The sequence below is a fragment of the Dokdonella sp. genome (genome assembly GCF_036518555.1).
Lineage (GTDB): Bacteria > Pseudomonadota > Gammaproteobacteria > Xanthomonadales > Rhodanobacteraceae > Dokdonella_A.
The window spans coordinates 1-13,902 of the sequence record NZ_DATDMY010000075.1 but is presented as its reverse complement, the minus strand read 5'-3'; the positions used below and the strand labels follow the sequence as shown (position 1 = coordinate 13,902).

Sequence of the window (13,902 nt, the reverse complement as noted above, 5' to 3'; positions counted from 1 at the left end):
CGGTGGATGCGAACGCGCTCGCGACGAGCGCGGCGACGGAAAGCCTGCTGACCATGACGAGCCCCCTGTGGCGTGCTGGATGGCCCGCGTGCACGCACGCGTGGCCGTCGACGCGATGCTACCGGACGCGCGCCGCATGCGCATGAACGGCATCCGCGCGATGCGCGCAAAGCGTACATGCCGCGTCGGCGCATTCGTCTGGCGCGCCGGCGGCGCGCGTGGCCCAATGACGGCCGTCGCAGGGGAGAACGACCGATGACGACGCCGAATCGCTGCTGGACCGCCTGGCTCGTCCTCGCGTGCGCCGGCGCGCTGCCGACGCACGCCGCCGAGCTCGCGGTACGCGATGCGACGACGGGTGCGTCGCTCGACGCGCGCGCACGGCAACTCGACGCGTTCGCCGCCGACGGCCCGATCCTCCTCGACGGGCGGCTGCGTCGATACCCTCTCGCGTCGCCCGCGCGCCTGCGCATCGAGGCACCCGGTCATCGCCCGGTCGAGATCGCACTCGATGGCGGCGACGCGCCGATCACGATCCTGCTCGATCCGCTCGCCCCGCCCGTCGCCTACGAGCGACTCGCGCGAATGAGCGAAGCGAGGCCGCACGCGCGCTGGCTGCAGGGCTTCGCGCGCCAAGGCGACGACGGCCTCGCGCTCGCCGGCGCCGTGGTCGAGATCGAAGGGCACCGCGCGACGACCGATGCGTCGGGCTACTTCGAACTCGAACTCGACCCGGTCGACGCCGACGCCGCGCCGACCGACCGCGCGACCTTGCGCGCGCACGCCGACAGCCATGCCGACATCGTGCGCGAGGGCCTCGCGCGCCTTGCGGGCGTGCAGCGCGTACTGCTCGCGTTCGGCGGCGACACGGCACCACGCGCCACGATCGAAATCGGCGCGCGCGACCGCGCCGAGGGCGCCGTCGTTGCGGCGGACGCGGCGAGTTCCAGCGCCGCATCGATCGCGCGCACGTTCGCGCCGCCCGGCGGCGCCGCGCTCGCCCCGGCACTGGCGCCGCCGACGACGATCCGCGTCGGCTACGCGGACGCTGCGTGCACGCAGTCGTGCTGCACGGGCGCATGCACGCATACGTGCGTCCTCCCGCTCGAAAGCTACGTCGGGCGCGGCCTGGACAGCGAGTGGATCGCGAGCTGGAACACGCAGAGCCTGCGCGCGGGCAGCGTCGCCTATCGCAGCTACGGAGCATGGCGCGTCGCGCATCCGATCAGCGCGAACTTCGACATCTGTTCGAGCGCGTGCTGCCAGGTCAACGACGCAGGCACGTCGGCGAGCACCGACGCGGCGGTCGCGCGCACGCCGGGGCTCATGCTCACGCGCGGCGGCAGCGAGGCGGCTTCGGCGGAGTATTCGGCCGAGAACAACAGCTGGGACGATCCCGCCGACGGCCTGTCGTGCAGCAATGCGGACCTTACCTGCGGCGACGGCTACGCGGGCTCGCCCGCGAGCGGCTGGCCCTGCCTGGCCGACCCGGTCGGCGCGGGCCACGGCTGCTTCGGCCCTGGCCGCGGCATGTCGCAATGGGGCACGCAGCGCTGGGCGCTCGACGCGAGCGCGCACCGCTGGCCATGGATCGTCGACCACTACTACAACGACAACGGCGCGGGCAGCGGCCAGCGCACCGCGGTGATGACGTCGCCGCTGTCGCTCTCCGCGGTCGTGGCGACGCCGACCACGGTCGCGCCGGGCGCGACGGCGCAGCTGTCCGCGACCGCCCGCAATGCGGCCGGCGCGGCGCATGCGCACGTGCTCGTCGGCGCGAGCCTGTACCGCAGCGGCGTCGGCTACGTCGACGATCCCGCGCATGATGCGGCCACGAGCCTGCCACCCGGCGACAGCGCGGTGGCGCGCGCATTCCATGTCCCCGTGACGACGCCGCCGGGCACGTACGACGTGCTGATCTCGCTCTACCTCGACGTCGACGAGAACGCCGCGATCGGCGCCGGCGACGTGCCGCTCGCGCTCGTCACGGTCACCGGCGCGATCGAGGTCGGTGGCGACCGCATCTACGCGAACGGATTCGAGGCGGCGCCCTAGCACGCGGCGATCCGGCGCCGCACGCCGCGACGTCCCCGTCGCGGGCACGCACGACTTCCGGCACATCGCGTGCCCCGGCCTGGGCCCTACCCTCGCGGCTTGCGGTCATGCCGGCCGCCGGGGACGCCCATGAAGAAGTCATCGTTGGCCATGTTGTTCGCTGCGTGCGCGCTGTTCGCGAGTCCACTCGCATTCGCCGACGACGACGGCGGCAAGGACGCCGCGAAGGAATCGAAGGGCGACGACTACGCGAAGCTGCCCGCGTTCCCGGCCGATCGCACGGTGCGCCAGCAGACGACGATCGACGGTCGCTCGCTCTCGTACGACGCGACGGTCGGATCGCTGCCGGTACTCGACGAGAAGGGCAAAGCGATCGCCGATGTCATGTTCGTCGCCTACACCGTGCCCGGCAAGGATCGGCCCGTGACGTTCGCATTGAACGGAGGCCCGGGAGCGTCGTCGGTCTACCTCAACCTCGGTGCGCTCGGGCCCAAGCGCGTGCAGTTCGGGGCCGAAGGCAACAGCCCGTCCGATCCGGCCACGCCGCGCGACAATCCCGGAAGCTGGCTCGACTTCACCGACCTCGTCTTCATAGACCCGGTCGGCACCGGTTTCAGCCGCGCGCGCGTGCCCGCAGACGAAGCGAAGAAGAGGTTCTACTCGACCGGCGCCGACATCGAATACCTCTCGCGCATCATCTACGACTGGCTGGTCAGGAACGATCGCCTGCTCTCGCGCAAGTACCTCGTCGGCGAGAGCTACGGCGGCTTCCGCGGCCCGCGCATCACGCACTTCCTGCAGACGCGCCTCGGCGTCGCGATGAACGGCCTCGTGCTCGTGTCGCCGTACCTCGACCCCGGCGCCGACGACAACGGCGACCTGTCGCCGCTGCCGTGGATGCTCACGTTGCCGAGCATCGCCGCGGCGAATCTCGAACGGCACGGCAAGCTCACGGACGCCGCGATGGCCGACGTCGTCGCCTACACGCGCGGCGACTACGTGACCGACCTGCTCAAGGGGCGCAGCGATCCGCACGCGGTCGAGCGCATCGTCAAGCGCGTGACGGAACTCTCCGGGCTCGACGCCGAATTCGTGCGCCGCTCGGGCGGCCGCCTCGAGACGCAGGCATACCTGCGCGAAGTGTTCCGCGACGAGGGCAAGCTCGGCAGCCGCTACGATTCCAACGTGACCGCATGGGATCCGTTCCCGTTCGCGCCCGCGCAGCGCACCAACGACCCGATCCTCGACGGCATCATCGCGCCGACGACGACCGCGATGGTCGATTTCATCACGCACACGGTCGGCTGGAAGTACGTCGGCCGCTACAACGCGCTGAGCTACGAGGTGAACAAGGCGTGGGAGCGCGGCGACGAGATGGAGAAGGGCTCGGTGCAGCAACTGCGCCAGTCGGTCGCGATCGACTCCAAGCTGCAGGTGCTCATCGCGCACGGCTGGGGCGACCTGTCGTGCCCGTTCATGGCATCCGTGCTCATCGTCGACCAGATGCCGGTGATGGGCGACCCGAACCGCGTGCGCGTCGCCGAGTACCCGGGCGGCCACATGTTCTACAGCCGCGGCGACAGCCAGGCCGCGTTGCGCCGCGACGTGATGAAGCTCTACGCGGCGCACTGATCGCGCCGGGCCGGCGCCTCGAATCGGCGGCGTTCGGCGGGAACGCCGCTCGCCGGCGGATGCTCAGTCGCCCGCGTGCGCGGCGACACGGCGAGCGCGGTGCGCGTCGCGCACCGCGGGCACGAGCTGTGCGAGCACGCCACACGCGGCGAGCATCCAGACGATGAGCGCGCCACTCGGCAGGTCGAGCACCGCCGAGAGCACGAGGCCGATCGCGTAACCGAGCGCACCGACCGCGTACGCGGCGACGAGGCGTCCCTTGCCCTGCATGCCCGCGGTCGCGAGCGCGGGGATGATCAGGCTCGCGAACACGAGGTAGACGCCGACGAGTTGCACCGACGTCGTGATCGCGAGTGCGAACAGGGCGTAGAACAGCAACCCCTGCAACTCGCCGCGGCGCCAGCCCATGAATGCGAGCAGCGCCGCCGACAGCACCGCGGCCGGAACGAGCTGGCCGTAGCTGACCCAGAGGATCTGCCCGACGAGCAGGTCCTTGAGGTGTTCGCCGCCTTGCGGATTGTTGGCGAGCAGCAGCAGGCCGCCGGTCGCGGCAAGCGCGAACAGGGTGCCGATCAGCGGTTCCTGGTATTCGGGCCAGCGCCGGTCGGTCCATGCGAGCAGGCCCGCGCCCGCGAGCGCGGCGATCGCGGCCGCGACCTGCACGCCCCAGCTCGCTTCGTCGACGCCGAGGAACTGCGCGAGGATCACCCCGAGGCCGGCGATCTGCGCGATCGCGAGGTCGATGAAGATGATGCCGCGCGACAGCACCTGGGTGCCGAGCGGCACGTGCGTGGACAGCACGATGAGGCCCGCGACACACGCGGGCCCGAGGATCGAGAGATCGAGACCGGCCACGTTCAGCGTCACTTGATCGCTCCGAGCAAGGTGTCGATGGTCGAGTCGTAGAACGAGAACAGGTCCTTCGATCGCGCGTCGCCGCCGACCGTGAACGGCAACGTCACCGCGGGCACGCCGGTGCGCTCGGACAGCCAGTCGGCCGGCTTCGGGTCCTGGTAGGCGGCGCGGATGATCGCGAGCGTGTTCTGGCTCTTGGTCGTATCGACGAGCGTCGCGAGGTGCGCGCTCGTCGGCGGCACGCCGGGCTTGGGTTCGAGCGAGCCGATCTCGTGCATGCCGAGCCAGGTCGTCAGGTAGATCCAGCTGGCGTGGTGGACGACGACGTTGCGCCCCTTGAGCGGCGCCGCCTTCGCTTCCCAGCGCGGGATCGCCGCGCTCCAGCGCGCGCTGAAATCGGCGAGGCGTTGTTCGTAGGTCGCCGCATTGCCGGGATCGAGTTTGGCCAGGCGCGCCGACAACGCCTTTGCGATCGCCAGCACGCGGTGCGGATCCATCTGGAAATGCGGATTGCCGCCCGGATGCACATCGCCGTTCGCGCGATCGAGCTGGGTCGGCTTCTCGAGCGTGGTGATCTGGTCGGCGGCCATGAACGAGCCGTCGCCCGAGGCGATCTTGGGGTTGCCGGACTGGCGCACGAGCTGCGGCAGCCAGCCGATCTCGAGCTCGGCGCCGCTGCAGACGACGAGGTCCGCACGCCGCACCTTCGCGATCAGGCTCGGCTTCGCTTCGATCACGTGCACGTCCTGCAGCGCCGACGTCGCGACGGCGACGTCGAGCTTGTCGCCACCGAGCTCGGCGAGCAGCGCGCCCCATTCGGGTTCGCACGAAAACACCTTGAGGTCCGCGCGCGCAGGCGCAGCGAACGAGACGGCGCAGAGCGCCAGCATGCATAGCGTGACCAGTCTGTTCATCGGCGTCGCATCCATCGGAAGAAGAGCATCGCGGTCGAGGCCGCTCCCGCAACCCGTCGTTCGCGCATCGATCAGAACTTGTGCGCGCCGTGCGCGCCGAGGCTGACCTGGTACTGCAGCGTCAACGCGTTGTCGGTCGTGTCCGCGGTCGGTTCGTCGCGGCTGAACTGCAGGCGCAACAGGCTGAACTCGCTGTTGTGCCATGCGAGCTCGAGGGTGTTGCGGTACGGGTCGAACGCGCTCGCGAACGGCCCCTGGCGATCGGCCCACAACTTGTCGACGCGATAGCCGAGATCCCAGGTGCGGTTGAAGCGGTACACGCCTTCGAGGTACGCGCCGCGGCGCGCACCGCGCCACGCGAGCGGCGTGCCGTCGTCGGGCGGTGCGTTCCAGACGCCGTCGCGATGGTCGGAGAAGTATTCGCCGCGCACCGTCACGCCGCCGTCCTTGAAGTTGCCCTGGGGCGCCCATTTCCAGGTCGCGTCGGCGATGTAGAGCGTGCTGTCGCCGCTGAATCCGTCTTCGGCACCCTTCGCGCTCGACTTGAGCACCGACACGCCCGCGAGCCAGGAGTTTTCGGTGCCGACGTCGCCGCCCGCGTGCGCGAACAGCGTCTTCACGCCGGCGCCGCCGTGCGCGGCGCCGGCGCTCGGGAAATGCTCGCCGCGAAAGATCTCGCTGCCGACCTCGAGGTAGAGATCGGTCGGCGCGAGCCAGCGCAGCTGCGCGCCATCGTCGCCGTATTGGTTGCCTAGGAACGCCTGGTACGGCAGCGGCCGATCGAAGAAGCTGTCGGTGTGCGCGTGGTGGCTGTTGAGGTAACCGATGTCGGAGTAGAAGCGGCCGAGACGAAGGTTGAACCCTTCGGGCAACGCCGTCGTGTCGATGAACGCCTCCTCGACACCGATGTGATCCTCGCCGTGTTCGCTCTCCGCGGTGAGCGTGAGCTGGCCGTAGAACTTCTCGTCGATGTTCGCGGCGAACGAAAGCTCGCTTTCGCCGAGCGAGAACCCGCGTGGCGACGGCCCGCCTTCGCCGACGACGGGGAATCCCGCGCGCACGTAGTCGTCGGGGTTCTTCGAATGGGTCGAATAGCTGCCGTTGAGGATCACGCTGATCGCGGGATTGAATGCGTTCGCGTTGGCGCTGGCGCCCGTCGCGGCCGCGGCCGGAGGGGGCTCCGGCACGGCCACCGCGGTCGCGGACGCCTGCAGCGCGGCCAGTTCGTCCCGTGCCGCCTTCGCGGACGCATTCGCCGCATCGGCCTGCTCGCGCAGGCGGCGATCGTTCGCCTCGAGCGCCGCGACGCGCGCTTCGAGCGCTTCGAGCTGCTGCTGCAAGCTCGCGGCGTCACGCTGGGGCGCCGCGAACAGCGCGGGAGACATCAGGACCGCGCACGCAGTCAGTGCGGTTTTGCGCATGGACGACTCGCTCGAAGTGGACGATGGCGACGCTTGGGGAGGCCGGCGTTTGAATGTTACGTTATAACAAACCAGCGCGCATCTGCCATTGGTTGGGGCTTCGCCCCGGCCGAGCGCGCTTGTAGTCGGTATCGGCTTGCAGGGACCTGACAGGTCGTGCCGTGGTTGCGCGGCGGCGCGATGGATGCGTGGACGGCCAGGCGTCCGTACGTCCATTTCTCGTGGAATTTCCGCGCGATCCGCGATGAATTTCGCGAATTACACGCATATCATGCGCTAGGTTGACGTCGGGGCCGCCGGCCCGCTAGGGGAAGGGCATGTTTCGCATCCTGGTCGCGAACAGCAAGGGCGGCTGTGGCAAGACGACGCTCACGACGAACCTCGCCGGCTGCTACGCGCGCAGCGGCAAGCGCACCACCCTCGTCGACTGCGATCCGCAGGGCTCGTCCCTCGCCTGGTGCGGCCTGCGCGCGGCACACCTGCCGCCGATCCACGCGCTCGCGAGCAACGACCCGACCTACGGCCTCAGCGCGGGCTGGCTGCTGCGCATTCCCGCGTCGACCGAGGTCCTGCTCATCGACACGCCGGCCGGCCTGCGCGCGCACGAGTTCGAGCGCTTCGCACGCCACGCCGACGCCGTGCTCGTCCCGGTGGTGCCCTCGTCGATCGATCTGCGCGCGACCCTCGCGTTCCTCGACACCGTGCGCAAGCTCGCCGACGTGCGCAGCGGGCGCCTGCGCGTCGCGCTCGTCGCGAATCGGTTGCGCGAACGCACGAACTCGGCGCGCCAGCTCGACGCGACCCTCGAGCGCCTGACCCAGGCCGCGATGATCCGCGTGCGCGATTCGCAGACCTACGTCGGTCTTGCCGAGACCGGCCTCAGCGTATTCGACGACAACGGGGGCCAGGCACGCTCGCATCGCGAGGACTGGGCCCCGCTCCTGCAGTGGCTCGAGCGCCGCGCCAGCGAGCTGCAACCGCGCGGCAACGTGACCGCGCTGCCGCCGCGTACGCTCGTGAGCTGAAGGACGCGATCGCTCGGCCCGCTGCGCACGCGGGCGCGCGCCGTCGCGACCCGTCCCGAAGCGCACGCGATCGCGCCGCTCGCCCGACCGTCCAACGCGTTCTTCGAGGCGACGCGACGGGCGCGGACGTCGAGTCACGCGGGCGCGCGTCCGCAAGGCTCGCGCAGGCCGAGGGCATCGTACCTGCGGACGCGCGCGAGCTGCCGCGGCGCGCTAGCGACGCAGCGCGCCCGCGGCGAGCAGGCCGAGTCCGGCGATGACGCCGACCGCGCCGAGCCACTGCGGCACGGACTTTTCTTCCTTCACCGATGCGGACAGATCGCCGACCTTGACGACCTCGCGGTCGTGGGTGAAGTCGAGATTGCCGGTGAACGCGGCGGCGCCGATCGCGACCAGAATGACACCCGCGAGAATGAGACCGATGCGCATGGGATTCCCCTGCCTTGTTGAACGTGCACCCGACGGCACGCGGCGCAGTTCACACGGGGTTGCCTAACGGAATGCTGAAGCGCCGATACGTGCGTTCAGCTTCGGTGCGACGCGCGGCACCTACGTTTGCGCCGCGCCATCCACAGGAGAACAACCATGAAGCATCGCATCGCCACCACCGCGCTCGCCGCCGTCGTCGCCGCCTGCGGCGCCGCGTTCGCTCCGCTGCTCGTCAGCGAGGCCCACGCGGACGACGCATCGATGAAATCCGACCAGCCGGTCACCGATACGTGGATCACGACGAAGGTGAAGGCGGAGTTCGCGACCACCGAAGGCGTGAAGAGCACCGACATCAGCGTGAAGACCGTCGACGGAAAGGTCATCCTCATCGGCGTTCTGCCGACGCAGGCCGCGGTCGACAAGGCGGTCGCGACCGCGCGCCAGGTGAAGGGCGTCAAGGCGATCGACGATTCCGGCCTCAAGGTGAAGTGACGCCACCGGGCGGCCTCGCGCCGCCCGCTCCATCCAGGGAGATCCACATGTTCAAGTACGTGATCGCATGGTTGCTCGGCGTACCCGCCGGCCTGCTCGTCCTCATCTACGTCTTCACGCACCTGTTCTGACCGCGCGCGGGACGCCGGGGCATCCCGCGCCGAACCGCGGCGCGGATCGCGTCGGCGCCGGCGTGGCCGCGCAGGCGGCGACCGCGTCCACGGCGACGTGGCACTCGAGCATCGCGACTGATACGGTAGCTACGGCCGTTACAACGGGAGACCGCCATGCGCGCTCGCACCGCCATCGCCCTGCTCGCCGGATGCTTCGCAGGTGCGGCCGTCGCCGCCGACTCCGATGCGGTGCGCACGGGCAGTGCCGCGTTCGGCGGCTGGCGCGACGACGCACCCGGCGTGCGGCGCCACGTGCGCGCGAGCGACCTGCCCGATGCCGCGGCCGAACGCGCGACCGTCGGCGCGAGTCCGGCGCAGCGATCGCCACGCGACGGGCGCGTACCGACGCTGCCGCCCGGCTTCGCCGCCGAGCTCGTCGTGGACGGGCTCGACGGGCCGCGTACGTTGCGCGTCGCACCGAACGGCGACGTGTTCCTCGCCGAGACGGGTGGCGGGCGCGTGCTCGTATTCCGTCCCGGTGCCGACGGTCGCCTGCCCGCCCGGCCCGCCGTGTTCGCCAAGGGTCTTTCCGATGTCTACGGCCTCGCGTTCTTCCCGCCGTCCGCGCCGACCGCGCTGTACGTGTCGCAGACCGAGCGCGTCCTGCGCTTCGACTACGCCAGCGGGGACACGGTCGCGCGCACCGCGCCGACCGTCGTGTTGAAGGACCTCCCGGGCGGCGGCCACTCCACGCGCGCCCTCGCCGCCGCCGATGGGCAGCGCCTTCTCGTCGCGGTCGGCTCTGCATCCAATGTCGCGACCGGCATGCCCGAGCGCAGCACCACGGAGATCGCCGCGTTCGAGAAAACGCGCTTGCGCGGCGCCGCCTGGGGCGACGAGGATCGCCGCGCCGCGGTCTGGACGATTGCCCCCGACGGCAGCGACGCGCGCCTGTATGCGACCGGCCTGCGCAACTGCGCCGGCATGGCCGTCCAACCGGCAACGAGGGCGCCGTGGTGCGTCGTCAACGAACGTGACGGCCTCGGCAACGACCTGCCGTTCGAGTATGCGACGCGCGTGCGCGAAGGCGGCTTCTACGGCTGGCCGTGGTATTACATCGGCGCGCATCCCGACCCGCGCTGGGCCGGCGCGCGCAGCGACATCAGGGACGAGGCGATCGTGCCCGACGTACTCATGCAGGCGCATTCGGCCCCGCTCGGCATCGCGTTCTACGACGGCACGATGTTTCCGGCCGACTATCGCGGCGACGCGTTCGTAACCCTGCACGGCTCGTGGAACCGCGTGCCGCGCACGGGCTACAAGGTCGTGCGGCTGCGCTTCTCGAACGGCGCGCCGACCGGCGAATACGACGACTTCATGACCGGCTTCGTCGTCGACGATGCACGCGTCTGGGGCCGCCCGACCGGCATCGCGGTCGCCCGCGACGGCTCTCTGCTCGTGTCGGAGGACCAGGGCGGCACGCTTTGGCGCATCACCGCGACGCGCCGCTGAGCCGCCACCGTCGCGGCGTCGATCCCGCTCGCGGACGGTGGCGCGCGGGAGCGGTGCCTGCTACTTGAAGATTTCCTTGTTCTTCGCGTAGCCGATCGCCTGCTGGCGCGTGACGATACCGCGCTTGACGAGATCCTGCAGGCACTGGTCGAGCGTCTGCATGCCGTGCTGACTGCCGGTCTGGATCGCCGAGTACATCTGCGCGACCTTGTCCTCGCGGATGAGGTTGCGGATCGCCGGGATGCCGACCATGATCTCGTGCGCGGCGATGCGGCCGCCGCCGACCTTCTTGAGCAGGCTCTGCGAGATCACCGCGCGCAGCGACTCCGACAGCATCGAGCGCACCATCGGCTTCTCGCCGGCGGGGAACACGTCGATGACGCGGTCGATCGTCTTCGCGGCGGAACTCGTGTGCAGCGTCGCGAACACGAGGTGGCCGGTCTCCGCGGCGGTCAGCGCGAGGCGGATCGTCTCGAGATCGCGCAACTCGCCGACGAGGATGTAGTCGGGGTCCTCGCGCAGCGCCGAACGCAGCGCCTCGTTGAAGCCGTGCGTGTCGCGGTGCACTTCGCGCTGGTTGATGAGGCACTTCTGCGAGGTGTGCACGAACTCGATCGGATCCTCGACCGAGAGGATGTGCGCGTACTCGTTCTTGTTGACGTGGTCGACCAGTGCCGCGAGCGTCGTCGACTTGCCCGAACCGGTCGGGCCGGTGACGAGGATCAGGCCCTGCGGCTGAGAGATCAGTTCCTTGAAGATGCGCGGGCAACCGAGATCCTCGAGCGTGAGCACCTCGGACGGAATCGTACGGAACACCGCGCCGGCGCCGCGGTTCTGGTTGAACGCGTTGACGCGGAAGCGCGCCAGGCTCGGGATCTCGAACGAGAAGTCGACTTCGAGGAACTCTTCGTAGTCGCGTCGCTGCTTGTCCGACATGATGTCGTAGATCAGCGAATGGATCTGCTTGTGCTCGAGCGCCGGGATATTGATGCGACGCACGTCGCCGTCGACGCGGATCATCGGCGGCAGGCCGGCCGACAGGTGGAGGTCGGAGGCCTTGTTCTTGACCGAAAACGCCAGCAGCTCGGCAATGTCCATCGTCTGTCCCCTGAACGGCGGTTCGGCGCCTCGCGGGCGCCCGGTTGCGGCAGTATAGCCAGATGAAAACCAGACCGTGCGCGACCTTGCGATGAATTTCTGCGAAACAGCCTATGCTTCCGTCAACACCCGCGTCGCCGCGGCGCGACAGGCCGCCGGCGCGCCCGCGGTCGAGGTCGTGGCCGTGTCCAAGACGCAACCCGCGGCAGCCGTGCGCGCGCTCGCAGCGTGCGGCCAGCGCGCCTTCGGCGAGAACTACGTGCAGGAGGCGCTCGCGAAGCAGGCGGAGCTCGCGGATCTCGCTCTGGAATGGCACCTGATCGGGCCGTTGCAGTCGAACAAGTGCCGCGAGGCCGCCCGCCACTTCGACTGGCTGCAGAGCCTGGACCGCCTCAAGCTCGTCGCGCCGCTCGCGCGGCACCGCCCGGCGGAACAGCCGCCGTTGAACGTACTCGTGCAGGTCAACATCGACGACGAGGCGAGCAAGTCCGGCTGCCGCCCGGACGACGTCGCCGCGCTCGCGGACGCCGTCGCCGCGGAACCGCGGCTGTGCCTGCGCGGCCTCATGGCGATTCCCGCGCCGTCGCCCGATCGCGGGCAGCGCCGCGCCGCGTTCGCCCGCCTGCGCGCGCTGTACGACGCCTTGCGCGCGGATCACGCCGGTGTCGACACGCTGTCGATGGGCATGTCCGACGACTTCGAGCTCGCGATCGCGGAAGGCGCGACGATGGTGCGCATCGGCACCGCGCTCTTCGGGCATCGGGGATCGTAGCGGGGCGTCGCAGCGACACGCGATCCTCTTGCTATGCTCGCATGCAGACGACCCCGGAGCGACGTCCAGCGATGGCACCGATTGCCGATTCCCGAATCCCGATTCCCGGCCGGATCACCTTCATCGGCGGCGGCAACATGGCGCGCAGCCTCGTCGGCGCGCTCGTGCGCGGCGGCACGCCGGCGAGCGTGATCGCGGTCGCCGAACCGAACGAAGAGCTGCGCGCGGCACTCGCGCGCGACTTCGGCGTCGCCGTGCACGATCATGCACGTGCGGCGATCGAAGGTGCCGGCGTGCTCGTCCTCGCGGTGAAGCCGCAGGTGCTCAAGGACGTCTGTGCGGAGATCGCGCCCCGTGTCGCCGCCACGCGGCCGCTCGTCATCTCGATCGCCGCGGGCATCCGCATCGAGCAGCTCGCCGCCTGGCTCGGCGCGGGCGTGCCGATCGTGCGCTCGATGCCGAACACGCCGGCGCTGATCGGCGCGGGCGCGACCGGCATGATCGCCAACGACGATGCGGACGCCGCACAACGCGATCTCGCCGAGGCGATCCTCGGCGCCGCGGGCAGCACGGTCTGGATCGAGCGCGAGGAGCTCATGGATACGGTGACCGCGCTGTCCGGCTCGGGGCCCGCGTACTTCTTCCTGCTCGTCGAGGCGCTCGAAGATGCCGCCGTCGCGCAAGGCCTGCCACGCGCGACCGCGCGCGCACTCGCGACCCAGACCTGCTTCGGCGCCGGACGCATGCTCGTCGAGGACCCCGACCCGCCGACGGTGCTGCGCGAGCGGGTGACGTCGCCGGGCGGCACGACCGCGGCGGCGCTCGACGCGTTCGCGAACGGCCACCTGCGCGGCGTCGTGGCGGCCGCGGTCGCCGCCGCGACGGCGCGCGGCAAGGAGCTTTCGGAGCGATTCTCGTGAGCGCGACGCGCACTGCGGCCGCGACGGCGGCCGGGGACTGAGCCATGGGCTACTTCGCCAACGCGGGACAGATCCTGGTCAACTTCGTGTTCGTCACGCTCGTCGCACTGGCCGTGTTCCGCGTGCTGCTGCAGCTCGTGCGCGCGAACTTCTACAACCCTGTCTGCCAGGCGCTCTACAAGCTCACCAACCCCGTGCTGATGCCGTTGCGCCGGCTCATCCGGAACTGGCGCAACCTCGACGTCGCCGCGCTGCTGCTGGCCTGGTTGCTGAGCGCGATCAAGCTCGTGCTGCTCTACGCGATGTTCGGCCAGCGCCTCGGCGTGCCCGGTCTCGCGGTGATGGCGCTCGCGGATCTCATCGAGCTCGTGCTCGTGCTGTACGTCGGCCTCATCTTCGTGCGTGCGCTGACCAGCTTCATCAGCGTCGAGCGCTCCAACCCGGTCGTGCCGCTGCTGTTCCAGCTCACCGAACCGCTGCTGCGCCCGATCCGGCGGGTCGTCCCCGCGTTCGGCGGCTTCGACTTCTCGCCCGCGCTCGCGATCCTCGCGATCATGCTCGCGCTCGCGCTGCTCGTCGCACCGCTCGTCGACGTCGGCCAACGCCTAGCGCAGGCCGCCGCATAGGCCCAGAGCCAAAACCAAACCAAAAGATTGAAACACGA

15 protein-coding genes are annotated in these 13,902 nt (G+C 70.2%); 10 read left to right on the top strand and 5 right to left on the bottom strand.

All coding sequences use genetic code 11. The features are described from left to right. From VI238_RS04900 to VI238_RS04890, 3 genes are all read left to right on the top strand, one after another. Positions 1–259, top strand: a 259-nt coding sequence (locus tag VI238_RS04900; protein WP_331649062.1) for a hypothetical protein, incomplete at its 5' end; no start/stop codon positions are given. Continuing rightward, positions 256–2,055, top strand: a complete 1,800-nt coding sequence (locus VI238_RS04895) for a SpoIID/LytB domain-containing protein (protein WP_331649060.1) — start codon at positions 256–258, stop codon at positions 2,053–2,055. The genes VI238_RS04900 and VI238_RS04895, both read left to right, overlap by 4 nt. Before the next feature lie 129 nt (positions 2,056–2,184). Further along, positions 2,185–3,687: a S10 family peptidase gene (locus tag VI238_RS04890; protein ID WP_331649057.1), complete on the top strand. Its 1,503-nt coding sequence runs from the start codon at positions 2,185–2,187 to the stop codon at positions 3,685–3,687. A 63-nt stretch (positions 3,688–3,750) separates the two neighbouring features. Here the strand turns inward: VI238_RS04890 and VI238_RS04885 are convergent, their stop codons facing one another. From VI238_RS04885 to VI238_RS04875, 3 genes are all read right to left on the bottom strand, one after another. Beyond that, complete coding sequence (locus tag VI238_RS04885) at positions 3,751–4,554, bottom strand: metal ABC transporter permease (RefSeq protein ID WP_331649056.1); 804 nt, start codon at positions 4,552–4,554, stop codon at positions 3,751–3,753. Continuing rightward, a complete protein-coding gene (locus VI238_RS04880) occupies positions 4,551–5,456 on the bottom strand; it encodes a metal ABC transporter substrate-binding protein (protein ID WP_331649053.1) in 906 nt (301 codons plus the stop codon). Before VI238_RS04880 ends, VI238_RS04885 begins: the two co-directional genes overlap by 4 nt. Before the next feature lie 71 nt (positions 5,457–5,527). Continuing rightward, complete coding sequence (locus tag VI238_RS04875; protein ID WP_331649051.1) at positions 5,528–6,877, bottom strand: hypothetical protein; 1,350 nt, start codon at positions 6,875–6,877, stop codon at positions 5,528–5,530. 317 nt (positions 6,878–7,194) lie between these two features. Here VI238_RS04875 and VI238_RS04870 point away from each other — a divergent pair, with 317 nt between their 5' ends. Beyond that, positions 7,195–7,902 (top strand): ParA family protein, encoded by a 708-nt coding sequence (locus tag VI238_RS04870; protein WP_331649049.1) that lies wholly within the window; start codon positions 7,195–7,197, stop codon positions 7,900–7,902. A 213-nt stretch (positions 7,903–8,115) separates the two neighbouring features. Here VI238_RS04870 and VI238_RS04865 read toward each other — a convergent pair whose 3' ends face one another. Continuing rightward, positions 8,116–8,331, bottom strand: coding sequence for a hypothetical protein (locus VI238_RS04865; protein WP_331649047.1), 216 nt, complete (start codon positions 8,329–8,331; stop codon positions 8,116–8,118). Positions 8,332–8,487: 156 nt separating this feature from the next. Between VI238_RS04865 and VI238_RS04860 the strand changes: the two genes are divergently transcribed. From VI238_RS04860 to VI238_RS04850, 3 genes are all read left to right on the top strand, one after another. After that, positions 8,488–8,823 carry a BON domain-containing protein gene (locus VI238_RS04860; protein ID WP_331649045.1) on the top strand — a complete coding sequence of 112 codons (336 nt, stop codon included), beginning with the start codon at positions 8,488–8,490 and terminating at the stop codon, positions 8,821–8,823. After that, positions 8,820–8,954, top strand: a complete 135-nt coding sequence (locus VI238_RS04855) for a hypothetical protein (RefSeq protein ID WP_331649043.1) — start codon at positions 8,820–8,822, stop codon at positions 8,952–8,954. The genes VI238_RS04860 and VI238_RS04855 overlap by 4 nt, the downstream gene beginning before the upstream one ends. 156 nt (positions 8,955–9,110) lie before the next feature. After that, entirely contained in the window at positions 9,111–10,448 is a 1,338-nt protein-coding gene (locus VI238_RS04850) for a PQQ-dependent sugar dehydrogenase (RefSeq protein WP_331649041.1), read from the top strand. 60 nt (positions 10,449–10,508) lie between these two features. Here VI238_RS04850 and VI238_RS04845 read toward each other — a convergent pair whose 3' ends face one another. After that, positions 10,509–11,546 carry a type IV pilus twitching motility protein PilT gene (locus VI238_RS04845; RefSeq protein WP_331649039.1) on the bottom strand — a complete coding sequence of 346 codons (1,038 nt, stop codon included), beginning with the start codon at positions 11,544–11,546 and terminating at the stop codon, positions 10,509–10,511. 91 nt (positions 11,547–11,637) lie between these two features. Between VI238_RS04845 and VI238_RS04840 the strand changes: the two genes are divergently transcribed. The 3 genes from VI238_RS04840 to VI238_RS04830 all read left to right on the top strand — a co-directional run bounded on the left by VI238_RS04840 (position 11,638) and on the right by VI238_RS04830 (position 13,864). After that, a complete protein-coding gene (locus tag VI238_RS04840; protein ID WP_331649036.1) occupies positions 11,638–12,318 on the top strand; it encodes a YggS family pyridoxal phosphate-dependent enzyme in 681 nt (226 codons plus the stop codon). Positions 12,319–12,389: 71 nt separating this feature from the next. Continuing rightward, positions 12,390–13,238, top strand: coding sequence for a pyrroline-5-carboxylate reductase (gene proC, locus VI238_RS04835; RefSeq protein ID WP_331649034.1), 849 nt, complete (start codon positions 12,390–12,392; stop codon positions 13,236–13,238). Between the two features lie 44 nt (positions 13,239–13,282). Then, positions 13,283–13,864, top strand: coding sequence for a YggT family protein (locus VI238_RS04830; RefSeq protein ID WP_331649032.1), 582 nt, complete (start codon positions 13,283–13,285; stop codon positions 13,862–13,864). Positions 13,865–13,902 lie beyond the last annotated feature (38 nt).

Coding starts and splice junctions, on each gene's coding strand:
- VI238_RS04895 (WP_331649060.1), top strand. CDS start 256: ATGACGACGCCGAATCGCTGCTGGACCGCCTGGCTCGTCCTCGCGTGC.
- VI238_RS04890 (WP_331649057.1), top strand. CDS start 2,185: ATGAAGAAGTCATCGTTGGCCATGTTGTTCGCTGCGTGCGCGCTGTTC.
- VI238_RS04880 (WP_331649053.1), bottom strand. CDS start 5,456: ATGAACAGACTGGTCACGCTATGCATGCTGGCGCTCTGCGCCGTCTCG.
- VI238_RS04875 (WP_331649051.1), bottom strand. CDS start 6,877: ATGCGCAAAACCGCACTGACTGCGTGCGCGGTCCTGATGTCTCCCGCG.
- VI238_RS04870 (WP_331649049.1), top strand. CDS start 7,195: ATGTTTCGCATCCTGGTCGCGAACAGCAAGGGCGGCTGTGGCAAGACG.
- VI238_RS04865 (WP_331649047.1), bottom strand. CDS start 8,331: ATGCGCATCGGTCTCATTCTCGCGGGTGTCATTCTGGTCGCGATCGGC.
- VI238_RS04860 (WP_331649045.1), top strand. CDS start 8,488: ATGAAGCATCGCATCGCCACCACCGCGCTCGCCGCCGTCGTCGCCGCC.
- VI238_RS04850 (WP_331649041.1), top strand. CDS start 9,111: ATGCGCGCTCGCACCGCCATCGCCCTGCTCGCCGGATGCTTCGCAGGT.
- VI238_RS04845 (WP_331649039.1), bottom strand. CDS start 11,546: ATGGACATTGCCGAGCTGCTGGCGTTTTCGGTCAAGAACAAGGCCTCC.
- VI238_RS04840 (WP_331649036.1), top strand. CDS start 11,638: ATGAATTTCTGCGAAACAGCCTATGCTTCCGTCAACACCCGCGTCGCC.
- proC (WP_331649034.1), top strand. CDS start 12,390: ATGGCACCGATTGCCGATTCCCGAATCCCGATTCCCGGCCGGATCACC.
- VI238_RS04830 (WP_331649032.1), top strand. CDS start 13,283: ATGGGCTACTTCGCCAACGCGGGACAGATCCTGGTCAACTTCGTGTTC.